Here is a 15122-nt window from a genome sequence, read left to right on the forward strand (position 1 = left end):
TGAGAACAAGAAACAGAAGAGCAGTACGCAGAACAGCCTGTTTTTCTAAAAAACAACTAAATCACGAAAATGCAATGAAACTAACTTTCTTCTATAGAAACTATCATACATTCTAGACCACAACCTATAAATTAAGTGGTACCGGAAGCATAGATAGCAGTATAAATGCCTGATCCCTAAAGGTACTCTAAGACCTCCTGAAGGCATATTTTATTAGAATAATTGATTCAAAACAGAACAAAAGAATTGATCTGGTGCAGGTATGATAGACAGGCTGAAGAAAAAGATAAATACAGCAGGATAAAGCAAACTGTTGCTCTTATCACTACACCATGCCTCAGAATTTCTGTTACACTGCCGTTTTAGCTGTTAAATTATTTAAATAGAAATGACCTTCTGCAGCCATTGTATTTAAGATAAACCTTTGGGTGCAAAAGCCCTTAGATTGGCTTGAACAATAATTGCTTTAAGTCAGAATACATACACTCTTTATTTCGACATTAATTTTAAACAAGCGCATGCAATACAGAAAACTAGGAAAAACAAATTTTAACGTTTCGGAAATAGCTTTAGGGACCTGGCAGGTGGGAGGTCGTTGGGGAGATCCTTTCAGCGAAGAGAATGCAGCACGCATTATCAACCAAGCCATAGATGCTGGCGTTAATTTTATAGATACAGCCGATGTATATAGCGACGGCCTCAGCGAGGCAGCTGTAGCCAAAGTTGTAAAAAGCCGGAGCGAGAAGGTTTATATCGCCACAAAATGCGGGCGTCAGATTCAGCCGCACATAGCACAAGGCTACACACCTGAGAGTTTAACGGCCTTTGTAGAGGCAAGCCTGCGTAACATGAAGCTTGACACACTGGACCTGATCCAGCTGCACTGCCCGCCAACAGAGGTATATAGCCGTCCCGAAATTTTTGAGACGTTTGACCGGCTAAAGGAGCAGGGGAAAATACAACACTTGGGTGTAAGCGTAGAGCTGGTGGAGGAAGCACGGAAGGCCATGCAGTACGCCAATGTTACCACCATTCAGGTTATTTTCAACATGTTTCGCCTGAAGCCGGCACAGGAGCTTTTTAGTAAAGCTAAAAAAAATAATCTGGGCCTTATTGTAAGGGTGCCACTGGCAAGTGGACTTTTAACCGGAAAGATGAGCAAGTCGACCAGCTTTGGCCCCGAAGATCATCGGCACTTCAACCGCAATGGTGAAGCATTTGATAAAGGAGAGACATTCTCGGGTGTTGATTTCGATTTGGGCCTCGAAGCTGTGGAAGCCCTTAAAAAGCTTTTTCCGGGGCAGGAGCCTCTGGCGGCCTGGGCCTTGCGTTGGGTGCTAATGTTTCCTGAGGTAAGCACAGTGATTCCGGGTGCTTCGCGTCCGGAACAGGTGGTTTCTAATATAAATGCGGCGCAGCTGCCGTCTTTAAGTCAGGAACAAATGCAGGGGGTGCAACAGATTTATGATCAGTACATTAAACCACAAGTACACGCTTTGTGGTAACAGCTTAAAGTAAGTTTGCCTATTAAATATATCTTTTGAAACTGTAAATAGATAGTTTCAGTACTTAAAGTATAAAAGCTTGTCTGAGTGCAGCTACTGCCCTTTGAGGTGTTAGAAGTACTCAGGCAAATTTGCTTTAACCTTCCTGCTCCCGATTGCCTGATGCAGGCTAAACAGGTTTTACTGGTTTAGTATAATCTGGATTCACAACAGCCTTAGGCGGCTTATCAAAAAAATACTTTGATTTAAGCGCTACTGGAATTATTGGATGAGAGTATTTCAATAAATCTCTGAATATGATCCTGAAAATCAGAAAAAATTATCCCATTGCAGCAAAATGGCTCAGCGTAACGTCCATTTTACCAGCAGCCCGGTCTTTTAGTGAAAGAGATTATCTCTTGTGGGCCTGCTTTACCATTTTGGGGGTACTTTTATGGCTACTGTCGGATGTGTATTTTGGCTTAAGGCTAAAGGAGAAGGAAGGCAAATTAGCGATAGGTTATGGCCTTGGAAAGCTTTTTAGGGCACAGGAGGAGTTTTTCTTTCATGAAGTAAAGGGACTTCTCATACTTCAGCAATCGGACCGTAACTATGGGATTGGCCTTAGCCTCAGCTCTGGGCGATTTATTCTGCTGGAAAAGATCTCCACTCTCCAAAAAGCCAAAGCCCGGCAAATAGAGCTGACAGAGAAGTTCGATCGGGCCCTTATACGTCAGAAAAATAAGGTGACTTGAGCTGATCCAGTTGAAAAAACAGTTTAACTGGCATCTTCCTCCAAATCTTTAAACTCTCATTTAGGCTATTATACTGAGACAAGCTCATGCTATGAAAAAACAGCTACTCATGTCATTTTTGATTCTTTTGTTCTTACTGGCAACAGGAGTAGAGGTTTTTGCCTGCACAACCTGTAACCGCCCATTACAAAAAGCTCTATTCGATGCAAGCTTCTTGAAATTACTTTTATGGATGGCTTTGCCTTTCCTGTTTGTCTGGGCTTTAGTAATCAAAATACATAAACTAAAATAAGGGGCTGTATGAGTTTACGACAAACAACAACTGAAACCAAGGCAGGGCCACTTATTGCAGCTGCCACGCTCATAGGTATAGGAATGGGTGGTTTTGTAGATGGCATTGTACTGCACCAGATTCTGCAATGGCACCAAATGCTAACAGCTAAAATACCACCTACTACAGTGCTTAACAAAGAAGTGAATATGTTCTGGGATGGCATTTTTCATGCCTTTACCTGGCTTACCACTGCAGCCGGCATTCTGTTACTGTGGCGTCAGTTTTACAACCGGCAAATTGTTTTATCTAACAGAATTTTTGGAGGCAGCTTGTTGTTTGGCTGGGGCTTATTTAACGTGGCAGAAGGAATCATAGACCATCATGTGCTGAAGCTCCATAATGTGCGGGAGATAAGCACCAACCCCTCCGCCTGGAACTATGGCTTTTTAATTCTATCTGTGCTGCTGTTGCTGGGCGGCTGGCTACTCATTCAAAACGGCCGACGCAGACATAGAAGCTAAAGCTATAATAGGTTGATTGATTACAGCAAATCTTTATAGGATTCAGCCATTTGTTCGCTAGAGGCAGAAAAGTACTACCCAACACCATTCGTCTTTTACTCCAACAACATTTGCCCATGCACAACCTTGGCTCCTCGCTTAAGGTTAATTTGCATTTTCCTATTCTTTACGTTATCGGACAAGGTATCATCATAAAAGGTAAGTAGTTGGCAACACCTGCACCTTAAATCAGCAATTTCCGTATTAATACTTAAGTAAAAACTGTACTGTGCCTCCAGGAGTGTGTGTAGGCGGTAATCCAACAGCTGCGGCAACTTCTAACTTGTAAAAAAGCTTACTTTACCAGTTTTTACATAACATAGGCCTGATTTAAGTAAACTGATACTCCCATTCACGTATTAATAGGAAATTAACAATTTTTTAAACTTTGATTCGACAAAATGGAAAGCAAGAGTGCTAAACAAGCTATTAGTGATGTTTTGCAAATGGACCTGGAAGAAACCCAGTCGCAGGAGCTTTACTATAACATCTGTAATTATCTGATGCAGAAAGATGAGCTATGCTATGTTGATATAATCAAATTTAAATATTCGCTTTTAATAGAAGATTTTAACCAGGAGCTCATTGATTATTTTGTAATGGAATACGTGCTGTCCAACATGAGGACCAAACACGATCTTGTTCTTTCCGCTTTAACATATATCATCGTTAGCAAATCTTAATTACTACTTTACCTAACTCTGCTTAAAACGCTTTGCTTAAGCTTCTTTAACATCACATTTTACTTCCAATTGAGGTAATTGGGCAGCATCCTGCTTTGTCCTGCTTGCTGTTTGATTTAGGATAAGGCTGCCATTACCAATGCAACGAAAAAAAAAATCCCGATGGTTGGTACCAATCGGGATTTTCTTTTTTTTAAGACAACTTACTCTTGAGTTGCTTTCTTATTGATTGAGCTCTTTGCGAGTTTGTTCAACTTTGTATCTGCAGTCTGCTCTTCTTTTAAAGTCTGGTTCAACAGTTCGGCGGCCTCTGTATGGCCTAAGAATTCGGCAAAGTGAGCAGCCGTACCATATCCAGAAATCTCATAATGCTCTATTCGTTGAGCTGAGGCAATCAATCCAGCATCTTTAACTTCTGGAGTGGCTTTCTCGTCAATCATGTCTTCGCCTTCTTCAATCAGGCCTTCCATTGCCTTGCATTTCATTCTGCCAGGGCTAATGCCCAGCAGATCGCATACTTTTTCGATGCGCTCTTTCTGAACTTTTGTTTCTTCTAAATGGCTCTCGAACGCCTGCTTCAATTTCGGATCCGACGCTTTTTCAGCCATCTTCGGCAGTGCCTCCAATAACTGCTTTTCAGCGCTATATAAATCTTTCAGTTCGTGTTGCAACAGCTCGTCCAAGTTCTTTAATTTACTCATAGCTTTAAATTTTTTATTAGGTTATAAAAGGTAAGATTGCGTTTGACTATACGCGCATACCTCATATAAGTTGAACGGATAATTTCCCCACAGCCAGGCCCATGCTGCCGTAAAGGCGCTAAAGCAGGTGCAAAGCGGCGTAACATATAAAAACTCCAGAAGCTTAATTAGCTGTAAATCAACTACAAACCTAGCATACACCCCATACCTTTAAAGTTTAGAAGCAATACGCCTCTGGAAGGCCAATTTTATTAGAAGAATTTATGAAAGGCTTAAGTTACTTGAGGCGGAGAGAAAAAATGGGAGTAAGGAATTTAAATTCCTTCACAGATTAACTGGTAGTTGGAACCAGCCTAAAAAAGTAAAAGCCTTACACGGTTAGGTGTAAGGCTTTTCTGGAAATGACTTTATAGTTAAAACTAAGCCAGTTTAACGTTAACTGCGTTTAGTCCTTTTCTTCCTTCTTGTAAGTCGAAAGTAACTTCGTCATTTTCTCTGATTTCGTTTACCAGGCCAGATACATGCACGAAGTACTCCTGATTTGAATTTTCTTCTTTGATAAACCCGAACCCTTTCGAGTCATTAAAGAATTTTACTGTTCCTTTGTTCATTTTGTTATTTGTTATATACTCAAGACGCATAAAGGTAAGAATTTGTTCATCTAATTTATATTTTTTCTATACTATTTTCAAAAATAGGCCATTGCGCAGCCTCAGGGCACTTTTTATTTTTCTGCTTTTCTTAATTCACCTGTAAACCATACATGCTGCTGCTCTATATTTAGTTTATCTTCTCCATTTATCTTGCACCACCCTTACAGGTGTTAGGTTAAAATGTTTAAATTATTAACTTTAAACCAACAGATCTTCACTAACTAAAACGGAACATGATACAGCAACCCGGCTTACGTATGAAACGGTTCGTCTCCTGGAGCTTTCTTAGTTTGGGCATTACGTTTGCCTGCACCCGACAGCAGCCAACCCGGCAGTCGGAGGAGAACAAACGCATAACAATCCAGGAAATAGCAAGGGAGCAACGGGTAGATGTAATGATAGACGGAAAGCTTTTTACCTCTTATCGCTTCCCCAAGGACTTGTTTAAACCAGTGCTTTACCCGGTATATGCCGCAAATGGAAGTCCTGTAACCAGAGGCTGGCCTTATGAGCCAAGAGCAGGGGAGCGTACAGATCATCCACACCAGGTAGGCATGTGGCTTAATTATGGCGATGTAAACGGATTGGACTTCTGGAATAACTCTAATGCCATTAAACCGGAAAACAAGCACCGCTACGGCACCATACGCCACCACCAGGTAACGGATATTAAATCCGGCGATAAGCAGGCAGAGCTACAGGTAAGTCTAAACTGGCTGCGCCCTGACAGCCTGGTGCTGCTCCGCGAAGACACACGCTTTATTTTTGGAGCAGAAGGAAATACTCGTTTCATAGACCGGATTACCACCCTTACCGCGCAAAAAGAGGCTGTTTATTTAACCGACAACAAGGAAGGCTTTTTTGCTATTCGTGTTGCACGCGAACTAGAACATCCGCAGGCAAACCCAGCTAAATATGCCGATGTCAGTGGCAAAGAGGTTGATCTTTCTAAAGTGCCCGATCCTTCCATCACCGGTAAGTACTACAGCAGCCAAAATATAGAAGGAGAGGAGGTATGGGGAACAAGAGCCGAATGGGTTTCTTTAAGAGGAACAATACAGGATCAGCCTGTATCACTCACGATTATGGATCACCCGAAAAACACAGGTTTCCCAACCTATTGGATGGCGCGTGGCTATGGGTTGTTTAGTGCAAACCCCTTAGGGCAGAAGGTACTGAGTGATGGCAAAGAAGAACTAAACTTTTGGTTAGCAGCCGGAAGTTCCGTTACGTTCAGGTACCGGCTGCATATCGTTTCTGGAGAGAACCAGAGTAATGCACAGGCTAATGAAGCTTACGAGCAGTTCATAAAGGCATACTAGCACGAGGTCAAGAGTTATGTTTTTCAAGTACTTAAACTGCACCTTTTTATAACCTAACAAATTGTATTTCAGAGCGACAGGCTCTGGTAAAGTAGCTATAGTTTAATTCCTGGACCAAAACGTTCGCCTTACTTTTAGTTCTTTTACCTAAACTTAGGTGCCAGTCTGCACGTTTTTTAGGAGCAATTAACATTCTGGAAGTGCACACCAAAGTTAATTTTTAAAAATAAAGTTTTTAATCCTTAAACTTAACTTTTATTGCTTTACTTTAAGCAGCATATTTTTAAATTTACCTACAGTTAACGCCCAGAGTAGGAACCAGAGGTTCATGAACTCTTTGTTTAACATCCAGAATGAAATACTGCTACGAGGTGTTGGATTTAATTAGAAAGGGAGGAGCAATAAGCTAAGTTAATTACCTTATAAAATCTTTTATGAATAACTCCTACGAAGCACAGGTGATGTGGTCGCACCTTGATCCGAACTTACATATGCGCCACTCAGCCTATGCAGATTTTGCAGCACAAGCCCGTATTGCCGTTTTAGACAGCCTGGGTTTAGACTATAAAACATTTCAGGATCTACGGGTAGGGCCGGTACTTTTTAGAGAAGAACTTATTTACCTGCGGGAGGTAGGACTAAACGAGAAAATACGGGTTACGCTGGAGCTTACCAAAAGTCGCAACGATGGTTCCCGCTGGTCAATCAGGCATATTATTTACAGAGGCGATGGCGTTAAAGCGGCTGTTGTAAACGTAGACGGTGCCTGGTTCGATGTAGAGAAAAGAAAACTCACGGTGCTACCAGATGACCTTATCTTAAAATTTGCGGAGCTCCCCAAAAGCATCGATTTCGATTTCGAAAAGGTATAGCTACTGTCGCGGCAATAGATTGGTAAAAGTTTTTGCAGCGACAGTAGCAGTGTCTGCTACCAGGCTGAACTTACCCTGAGCACTCATAGTTTGTTTTTGGCCACGGAATGCCGTTTTCATTAGAATAATTGTTGTAAAGCAGCAACAATAAATGGTACTACAGAATAATATGGAAGAGAGAGATGAATTTTTGCTAGCAGCCCTGGAAGAGGCGAAGCTCGGATATCAGGAAGGTGGTATCCCTATTGGTTCTGTTTTGGTGCACAAAGGGAAAATAATTGGCCGCGGGCATAACAAGCGGGTGCAGCAGGGAAGTGCTATTTTGCATGGTGAAATGGACGCCCTCGAAAACGCAGGCAGGCTACCGGCTACTGTGTACAAAGAATGCACCATCTACACCACGCTTTCTCCTTGCTCCATGTGCTCCGGCACCATGCTTCTGTATGGTATTCCGAAAGTAGTAATCGGCGAAAACAAAACGTTTAAAGGAGAAGAAGATTTGCTCCGCTCCAGAGGGCTGGAGGTGGAGGTAGTGGACGATCCTGCCTGCTATGAACTCATGCAACAGTTCATTAAAGAGAAACCTGACCTTTGGAACGAGGATATTGGGGTTTAAGAACAATCTACTTTAAACCCGGAGTCACCCATCTTTTGCTTCCGAAGTGAAAGCATCTTTTAGAATCTTACAGCATAAAATCTGGCGTACGGCCTCATGCCTTTTACTTTTTCTCACCCAGCTATTATTCTTCCGCTGCATGCGCTAAGCCCAAACCGTCGGTCCATGACGGGGCTGATTGTGGGCAGCATTGTGCCAGATTTTGAAATGTTTCTGAAAATGAAGGCAGAAACATCTTATAGCCATACCTTGGCAGGAGTTTTCTGGTTTAACCTGCCACTAGCCTTGTTGCTTTGCTTTACCTATCATCTGCTAGTACGGCCGTCTTTATTAGCCAACCTGCCCGATTTTATGCGGCTAAGACTTTCCTGTTTTCAGCAATTTAACTGGACCGCCTATTTCAGGAATCATGTAGTGGTGGTAGTGGTATCGATACTGCTTGGAGTTGCCCTGCACATTTTGTGGGATGGCTTTACGCACAAAAATGGGTACTTTGTGAAACAGCTGCCCTACCTGCTTACCCACATAGAGCTGGGTAGGTGGAGTTTGCCCCTATATTACGTGCTGCAGCTTGGTTTTTCAGTTCTCGGAGGAATTGCTGTTATGGCGGCTGTTATGCTACTTCCTCTACAAAAGGAACAGCTAAAGGCTCAAAATCCTGTGCAGTATTGGCTCTTGATAAGTGGTATAACAGGCATTATTTTTTGGGCAGGAATGCAACAGGAAATTGTTACAAATTACGTCTCAAATGTGTTAGTCATTTTGATTGCGGCTGGCTCTATAGCCTTAGTGCTTGCACCTGTTTTAATGGCCGCTAAAGAAAAACTCAAAGCACCAACTACTTAATTGTAGCTATGGTTGCGTAAGGTAGCCTTATCGTTAATTTTATAAAAAGGCTCCGGAAGGCAAATTATTCAAATGAAATTTGCCTTCCGGAGCCTTTTTTGAAATTAAGAAAATGAAGCTTTATTCACTAAACGAAGGGTACAACACCATGCCACCGTCTACATAAATGGTAGCACCCGTTACATAATCAGCCTCATCGGAAGCAAGCCAGGCAGCTACTTTCGCGATGTCTTCAGGCTCACCAATGCGGCCATACGGAATCTGCGAAAGCATTTGCTTTTTGCCTTCTTCCGTGCTCCAGTCCTGCTTGTTTATATCGGTTTTGATAGCACCTGGCGAAATACTATTTACCCTGATTTTATGGGAGGCCAGCTCCTGTGCCAGTGTCTTCATCATCATCATAACGCCCCCTTTTGAGGTGGTGTAGTTTACACGGCCGCCCCAAGGAATAATGTCATGAACAGAGCTGATAAAAATAATTTTACCTGCTGCCCTTGATGTATTTTCCTGCACGCCTTGCGCCACAAACTCTTTTGCGGCGGCACGGGCACATAAGAACGGACCGGTTAAGTTTATACCAATCACTTTCTCCCACTGGTCCATAGTCATTTCAAGAAGGCTCGCATCGGCTTGCACGCCGGCATTGTTGACCAATATATCCAGTCTGCCGAATTCCTTTTTAGCCTGCTCGAAAAGCATCTCCACATCCTTCTCCTTCGAAACATCTGCCTTTACTACAATGGCTTTACCACCGGTTTTCTCTATCTCCTTCAGCGTATCTGCTGCCCCTTCTTCATCAGAATGAAAGTTAATTACTACATTGGCACCGTCTTTTGCCAGAGCAACGGCTATGCCTTGCCCTATACCTGAGCTAGATCCGGTTACCAGGGCCACCTGCCCCTCCAGTCGTTTACTTTTTGATATCATAGTTTTATGGTTGTTGCTTGTATAAGCTGTAGAAGTTGGATTTGTTTGGTTACGAACTAATTATTTTCATAAAAAAGGTCTTCCATAGGTAAAAAGAGGCCTTTGTGGTTAATGGTCCGCTTCCTCCAAATGCACCAGATAACGGGTTAGCTTTTCCCATTGCAGATCCTGAAAGCCAGCCCAACCGCCCTCAGCAATCATAGTATTGAGCATTTTACGGTCGCCCGCTTCCTCACCCTGGTTATTGATGATTTCGTTTTTGCCGATTTCGAAACCCTTAAGCACATTTCCCTCGCGTACTACCCTGAAGATGCTGCTGGCTTCTTTCGTAAAAAAATGCTGTACCACCTCATCTTCAGTTGTAAGAGGGGCAGGTTTTTCAGAAGGATGTACTGTAAATTGGGCCATGTTCTCCTGCACCTGCACATCCGATATATTTACCCAATTCTCTATGTCTGTGCCAGGAAGAATGATCCTGACATAATAGCCTACCTTTGGCATCGGTTCTGTAGTCCGTCGGCCGTGGTCGTCATACAGCTCGAACGTAGAATTGATGCCTTCCAGATCTGACCACAGATTTACATCAAAAAGCTTTTTCTTGGCTCTTTCAAAAGCCTCTTTGGCAGTTGCTGTGTCCGGAAATTCGTTTTCATTAGAGAATAGTTTATCTTTTGATTCTTCGCCCTGAAGCACCTTCACTTCTTTTTTGGCTTTATTAATTAGATCCTTAAGTCCCATATTTGTAGGCTGTAACACAGCTATTTAAATGTAAATAAGATGAAATTACTTTACGGCTCTGCCTGGCAGATGTTAGTCTGGGATAGAAGCTAACTTTGTGAGCTTATCCTCTTTCAGCACGTAGGCCTCTGGAGAGCAGTAGCGGCAATCCTGGTAATTAATAGTTGAATCGGGCGGGTTGAGCACCAAAAGCCTGCTATTGGCACTGTAGCTGGCACCAAGGCGACTCTGCAGTTTCTCCAGAACCTTTCCGCTTTCACGATCTATAACAATATGGTGCTGGCACGCCTCGCCACATGCCACTGTTACTATTGTGTACTTACCGGCAAAGTTCACACCGGCTTTCAGTCCTTCTTTTACTTGTTGGGCGTCGGTTTGACTGCTGAGGTCAGGTGCAGCAAGTTTACCCCGGTATATATCCGAAATGCTGTAATTATTTTTTGCAGTTGCTTCTTCCATAGAGAGTCGGTAACGCTGGTATAAGTCCGGATTCTCATTCGAGGTAACAGGTGTTTTGATAGAGTCATGCTGTAGTTGCTCCTCTAAGGCCGGATGTGTAGATGCCAACGACTTTTCCTCTTTTTGCTGAGGCTGGCAACTCATAAGCGTATTGAAAAACAGCGGTACCTGCAATAGGTGTAATAATTTTGTGTTCATTAGTCCAAGTTATATCTACAGCATACGTAGCACCTGTCATCTTTGTGCCAGGCGGCAGAAAATGGAAGCATAGGCAAATATTGTCAGGAATGGTCCATTTTGGGAAGGGTGTCTGCTATGAGCACCAGCCAAACATGTGGGAAAGGAGGACCTGGGAAACAAGAAAAGCCTCTCCTGTTGCAGGAGAGGCTTTTTAACGAATGACCTTGTTGGTCTATTTCTTGGTTTTCTTGTTGCGTTTTTCAGCTTCTTTTTCAGCTGCCACCCGCATGGCTTCCTGCATACGCTGGGCAAAAGAAGTACCGCCTTTTTTGTCTTTGTTCTTCTCTTTGTTTACTTCCAGTTTGGCTCTAACTTTCTTTTCGTCTACAAACTGGCGAATTACCGCCTGCTGACCAAAGGTTACGATGTTTGAGACGAAGTAATAGAAGCTAAGACCTGCCGGGAAAGAGTTCAATACAAACATAAAGATAACCGGCATTAAATAGCTGTAAAACTTCATCGGGCCCTGCATAGTGTTCATCTGGTTGTTAGACCAAGTATACAAAATAGTAGAGGCCGTCATCAGGAGCGTGAACATACTTACGTGGTTGCCATAGAAAGGAATGGTAAACGGAAGCATGGCAAACACATCGTACGTAGAAAGGTCGTTAGCCCATAAAAATGGCTCCTGTCTGAGTTCAATTGAATTCGGGAAGAAGTTGAACATGGCAAACAGAATCGGGATCTGCAAGAGCATAGGCACACAACCGCTCATCGGGTTAACACCCATTTCCTGGTAGAGCTTCATGGTCTCCATCTGCGTCTTCTGCATATCGCCATCGTTGCGCTCCTTAATGGCATCTATTTCCGGCTTCAAAACCTTCATCTTTGCCATGGAGAGGTAAGACTTATAGGTAAGCGGGAACAGGATCGTTTTAATGTAAAGCACCAGCAGCATGATAATGATACCGTAGCTGGCGATATAGTTCTCCAGGAAGTCAAAGGCCGGAATTATAAGCCATTTGTTTACATAAGAGAAAATGCCCCAGCCTAAATCCAGGTTTTTGTCAAAATCATCGGCCATGTGCTTCAGAATTTTGTAATCGTTAGGGCCGAAGTAGAAGGTAAAGTCTCCTTTGCCATTAAGCACATCCTGGGTAGGAATCAGCAATTGCGAAGTAAGCGTTTTAACTACTAAGGTATCGTTGGGGTTCGTATTGGATTCCATACGGGCACCTGCAAAGCTGTTGCTTGCAATAATGCCTGCGGTAAAAAAGTTTTGCTTGTTCGCCACCCATTTTACAGGCTCGTCTGCTGCTTCTGTTTCAGTGCCTTCTCCTATAGAAACATAGTCGAACCCGCCATCTATGGTATAAAAATTAATGGTAGATTTGGCTCTGTTCTGTTTCAGGTCACGCTCCAACTGCTTGAGTCGGTCGCTCCAGGTAAAGGTCATGGTGTTGCCGCTTACCAGGTTATTCAGGCCTTTAAAATCTAGCTTGTAGCCAAGCTGAAAACTGTTGTCGAACAGCGTGTACACCTGGTCAATGTATTGCCCTTCGCCCAGCTGTGCCCGAAAGGTAATAGTTTGCGTAGGTACCTCATTTAAGCTGCCACTTGTAATTTGAGATGGTGCAAAAAACAGGTCGGATAGTTTTATGGTTTTGCCATCGTTCGTTGCGAACTGCACATCTGTCTGGCTGCTTTCCTTATCGAAGAGAATGAGCGGCTCGCCATTGTACGTTTTGTAGTCCTTTAGAACAACTTCGTTTACCTGTCCACCTTTGGTGTTAAAGGTAATGCGCACGTACTGGTTCTCGAGGGTGGAGGTGGTTTCTTCGCCATTTGCAGCGGCACCAAATGCTCCCAAAGCCGAAGCTCTTCTTACCTGCGCCAAAGAGTCGTCTTCTACAACTGCTGGTGCAGTACCTTGTGTTTCTACATTGGCAACTTGCTCTGTTGTCTGCTGCTGTGTAACGGCTTCGTCCTTCTGTCCGGAGAAAAAGAAGGAGTAAGCCAGCAGCAATACGGCAATCAGGGCAAAGCCAATAGCTTGATTTCTATCCATTTAATGTGTATTGAATTGTGAGGTTAATTTGCTTAGTTGGTTTTGGAATAGTTCATAGCAGCCTTTATAAACTTAACAAAGAGCGGGTGCGGGCTAAGTACCGTGCTCTTCAGTTCCGGGTGGAATTGGGCCGCCACAAACCACGGATGATTCTGTAACTCAAAAATCTCTACCAGTCCGGTTTCCGGATTTTTACCAGAAGCAAGCATACCGGCTTCCTGAAACTGAGTTAAGTAGTTGTTATTGAACTCGTAACGATGGCGGTGGCGCTCCGAAATTTTTGACTTCCCATATATTGAATAAGCCTTTGAACCCTTTTTTAGTTCACAAGTATAGGCACCAAGGCGCATGGTGCCGCCCTTTTGGGTAATTTCCTTTTGTCCGGCCATCATGTCGATAATAGGGTGTGGCGTGTTCGCATCCATTTCAGTAGAAGCGGCTCCAGCCAAGCCCAGCACATTGCGGGCAAACTCTACTGCGGCACATTGCATACCCAGGCAAATGCCCAGGAAAGGAATATTATTTTCGCGCACAAACCGGATAGTTTCCAGTTTGCCATGGAAACCACGTTCTCCAAAGCCAGGAGCTACCAATACTCCATCCATGCCTTGCAGCATGGTGCCCACATTCTCGTCGTTTATATGCTCTGATTGAATCCATTTTACATGTACCTTGCACTCATTCTGTGCGCCAGCGTGTATAAAGGCTTCAATTATTGATTTGTAGGCATCAGGCAGCTCAACATATTTACCTACCAGAGCCAGGTTTACTTCTGCAGTCGGATTTTTAAGCCTTCCTAAGAACTCTTTCCAGCTGTCTAGTTCCGGATCAGCATTCTTGCTAAGCTTCAGTTTATTGATTACCCTTTCGTCGAGCTTCTCTTTGCGCATCAGCAGGGGCACATCGTAAATAGACTCTGCATCCAGCGATTCAATAACAGAATTTGTTTTTACGTTGCAAAATAGAGCTATTTTTTTGCGCATTTCTGCCGGTATAGGGTGTTCAGAGCGACAAACCAAAATATCGGGCTGCACACCTGCCTCAGATAGCGCTTTTACAGAGTGCTGGGTTGGCTTGGTTTTCAGTTCGCCTGCGGCTTTCAGGTAAGGTACCAGCGTCAGGTGAATCACTACCGAATCGTTGGCGCCAAGTTCCCAACGCAACTGCCGCACAGCCTCTACAAACGGCAACGATTCAATGTCGCCGATACAACCTCCAATTTCTGTAATCACGATATCGTACTCGCCAGATTGCCCCAACAGCAACATACGGCGCTTAATCTCATCTGTGATATGCGGAACTACCTGTACCGTCTTACCCAGAAAGGCACCTTGGCGCTCCTGCGTAATCACATGGTTGTAAATACGGCCGGTGGTCACGTTATTCGATTGGGAGGTAGGCACATTAAGGAAGCGCTCATAATGCCCCAGGTCGAGGTCTGTCTCAGCACCGTCTTCGGTCACGTAGCACTCCCCATGTTCATAAGGGTTCATGGTGCCTGGATCGATATTGATGTAAGGGTCGAATTTTTGAATAGTTACAGAGTAGCCTCTTGCCTGTAATAATTTGGCAAGAGAGGCGGAGATGATACCTTTACCAAGAGAGGAAGTAACACCGCCAGTAACGAAAACATACTTTGTTGTAGAAGCCATAAGTTAGGGTAAGTCTTATGGACTGCAAAGGTACTATAATTATTTTATTATTCTGCCACCATCTTTCAGAGTTCCCATTTTGCATAGGTATATTAAAATTAAGATTCAAGCTTAAATTTCACGTTTTTCAGCCGTGATGGGCGCCTAAAGCTGTTGCAGGCTGTTCCGCCAGATAGTGCATGTTCACGGCAGTTTCATCTTTCAGTAATAATGCCTGGATTGCCTCCTCCATTCTACTAATGAAATTCATCTTCCGGAGCCTCTATTACAAAAAACAGGGAGAGGGCATTTCTAATCAATTTCAACTAATTTTAGCGCTGAACAGTATCAAG

General features: G+C 43.4%; 16 protein-coding genes. 9 read left to right on the forward strand and 7 right to left on the reverse strand.

Translation table 11 applies throughout. The features are described from left to right. Window positions 1-518 precede the first annotated feature (518 nt). The 5 genes from ACMA1I_RS20215 (at window position 519) to ACMA1I_RS20235 (ending at window position 3756) form a co-directional block, all read left to right on the forward strand. Window positions 519-1505, forward strand: coding sequence for an aldo/keto reductase (locus tag ACMA1I_RS20215; protein WP_337070291.1), 987 nt, complete (start codon window positions 519-521; stop codon window positions 1503-1505). Window positions 1506-1801: 296 nt separating this feature from the next. After that, the gene (locus ACMA1I_RS20220) at window positions 1802-2239 is read left to right on the forward strand and encodes a hypothetical protein (protein WP_337070292.1); all 438 of its coding nucleotides are present in this window, start codon (window positions 1802-1804) and stop codon (window positions 2237-2239) included. A 91-nt stretch (window positions 2240-2330) separates the two neighbouring features. After that, a complete protein-coding gene (locus ACMA1I_RS20225; protein ID WP_337070293.1) occupies window positions 2331-2531 on the forward strand; it encodes a hypothetical protein in 201 nt (66 codons plus the stop codon). A gap of 8 nt (window positions 2532-2539) precedes the next feature. Further along, window positions 2540-3034, forward strand: a complete 495-nt coding sequence (locus tag ACMA1I_RS20230) for a DUF2243 domain-containing protein (protein ID WP_337070294.1) — start codon at window positions 2540-2542, stop codon at window positions 3032-3034. 440 nt (window positions 3035-3474) lie between these two features. Next, the gene (locus tag ACMA1I_RS20235) at window positions 3475-3756 is read left to right on the forward strand and encodes a hypothetical protein (RefSeq protein WP_337070295.1); all 282 of its coding nucleotides are present in this window, start codon (window positions 3475-3477) and stop codon (window positions 3754-3756) included. Between the two features lie 203 nt (window positions 3757-3959). Here the strand turns inward: ACMA1I_RS20235 and ACMA1I_RS20240 are convergent, their stop codons facing one another. Continuing rightward, the gene (locus ACMA1I_RS20240) at window positions 3960-4457 is read right to left on the reverse strand and encodes a ferritin-like domain-containing protein (protein WP_337070296.1); all 498 of its coding nucleotides are present in this window, start codon (window positions 4455-4457) and stop codon (window positions 3960-3962) included. Between the two features lie 419 nt (window positions 4458-4876). Then, the gene (locus tag ACMA1I_RS20245; protein ID WP_147922806.1) at window positions 4877-5068 is read right to left on the reverse strand and encodes a cold-shock protein; all 192 of its coding nucleotides are present in this window, start codon (window positions 5066-5068) and stop codon (window positions 4877-4879) included. Between the two features lie 275 nt (window positions 5069-5343). Here ACMA1I_RS20245 and ACMA1I_RS20250 point away from each other — a divergent pair, with 275 nt between their 5' ends. The 4 genes from ACMA1I_RS20250 (at window position 5344) to ACMA1I_RS20265 (ending at window position 8766) form a co-directional block, all read left to right on the forward strand. Further along, window positions 5344-6432, forward strand: coding sequence for a PmoA family protein (locus tag ACMA1I_RS20250; protein WP_337070297.1), 1089 nt, complete (start codon window positions 5344-5346; stop codon window positions 6430-6432). A 434-nt stretch (window positions 6433-6866) separates the two neighbouring features. Next, window positions 6867-7304, forward strand: coding sequence for an acyl-CoA thioesterase (locus ACMA1I_RS20255; protein ID WP_337070298.1), 438 nt, complete (start codon window positions 6867-6869; stop codon window positions 7302-7304). Window positions 7305-7473: 169 nt separating this feature from the next. Next, window positions 7474-7920 carry a nucleoside deaminase gene (locus tag ACMA1I_RS20260; RefSeq protein ID WP_337070299.1) on the forward strand — a complete coding sequence of 149 codons (447 nt, stop codon included), beginning with the start codon at window positions 7474-7476 and terminating at the stop codon, window positions 7918-7920. 96 nt (window positions 7921-8016) lie between these two features. Further along, window positions 8017-8766, forward strand: coding sequence for a DUF4184 family protein (locus ACMA1I_RS20265; protein WP_337070300.1), 750 nt, complete (start codon window positions 8017-8019; stop codon window positions 8764-8766). A gap of 120 nt (window positions 8767-8886) precedes the next feature. Here ACMA1I_RS20265 and ACMA1I_RS20270 read toward each other — a convergent pair whose 3' ends face one another. From ACMA1I_RS20270 to ACMA1I_RS20290, 5 genes are all read right to left on the reverse strand, one after another. Next, window positions 8887-9693, reverse strand: a complete 807-nt coding sequence (locus ACMA1I_RS20270) for an SDR family oxidoreductase (protein ID WP_337070301.1) — start codon at window positions 9691-9693, stop codon at window positions 8887-8889. A 108-nt stretch (window positions 9694-9801) separates the two neighbouring features. After that, window positions 9802-10431: a hypothetical protein gene (locus tag ACMA1I_RS20275; protein ID WP_337070302.1), complete on the reverse strand. Its 630-nt coding sequence runs from the start codon at window positions 10429-10431 to the stop codon at window positions 9802-9804. Between the two features lie 72 nt (window positions 10432-10503). After that, window positions 10504-11088 carry a hypothetical protein gene (locus tag ACMA1I_RS20280; RefSeq protein WP_337070303.1) on the reverse strand — a complete coding sequence of 195 codons (585 nt, stop codon included), beginning with the start codon at window positions 11086-11088 and terminating at the stop codon, window positions 10504-10506. A gap of 214 nt (window positions 11089-11302) precedes the next feature. After that, window positions 11303-13138 (reverse strand): membrane protein insertase YidC, encoded by a 1836-nt coding sequence (gene yidC / locus ACMA1I_RS20285; protein WP_337070304.1) that lies wholly within the window; start codon window positions 13136-13138, stop codon window positions 11303-11305. A 32-nt stretch (window positions 13139-13170) separates the two neighbouring features. Next, window positions 13171-14790: a CTP synthase gene (locus ACMA1I_RS20290; protein ID WP_337070305.1), complete on the reverse strand. Its 1620-nt coding sequence runs from the start codon at window positions 14788-14790 to the stop codon at window positions 13171-13173. Window positions 14791-15122: the final 332 nt, after the last annotated feature.

Origin of the sequence: Pontibacter sp. 13R65 (genome assembly GCF_047525655.1) — a bacterium.
Taxonomy (GTDB): domain Bacteria; phylum Bacteroidota; class Bacteroidia; order Cytophagales; family Hymenobacteraceae; genus Pontibacter.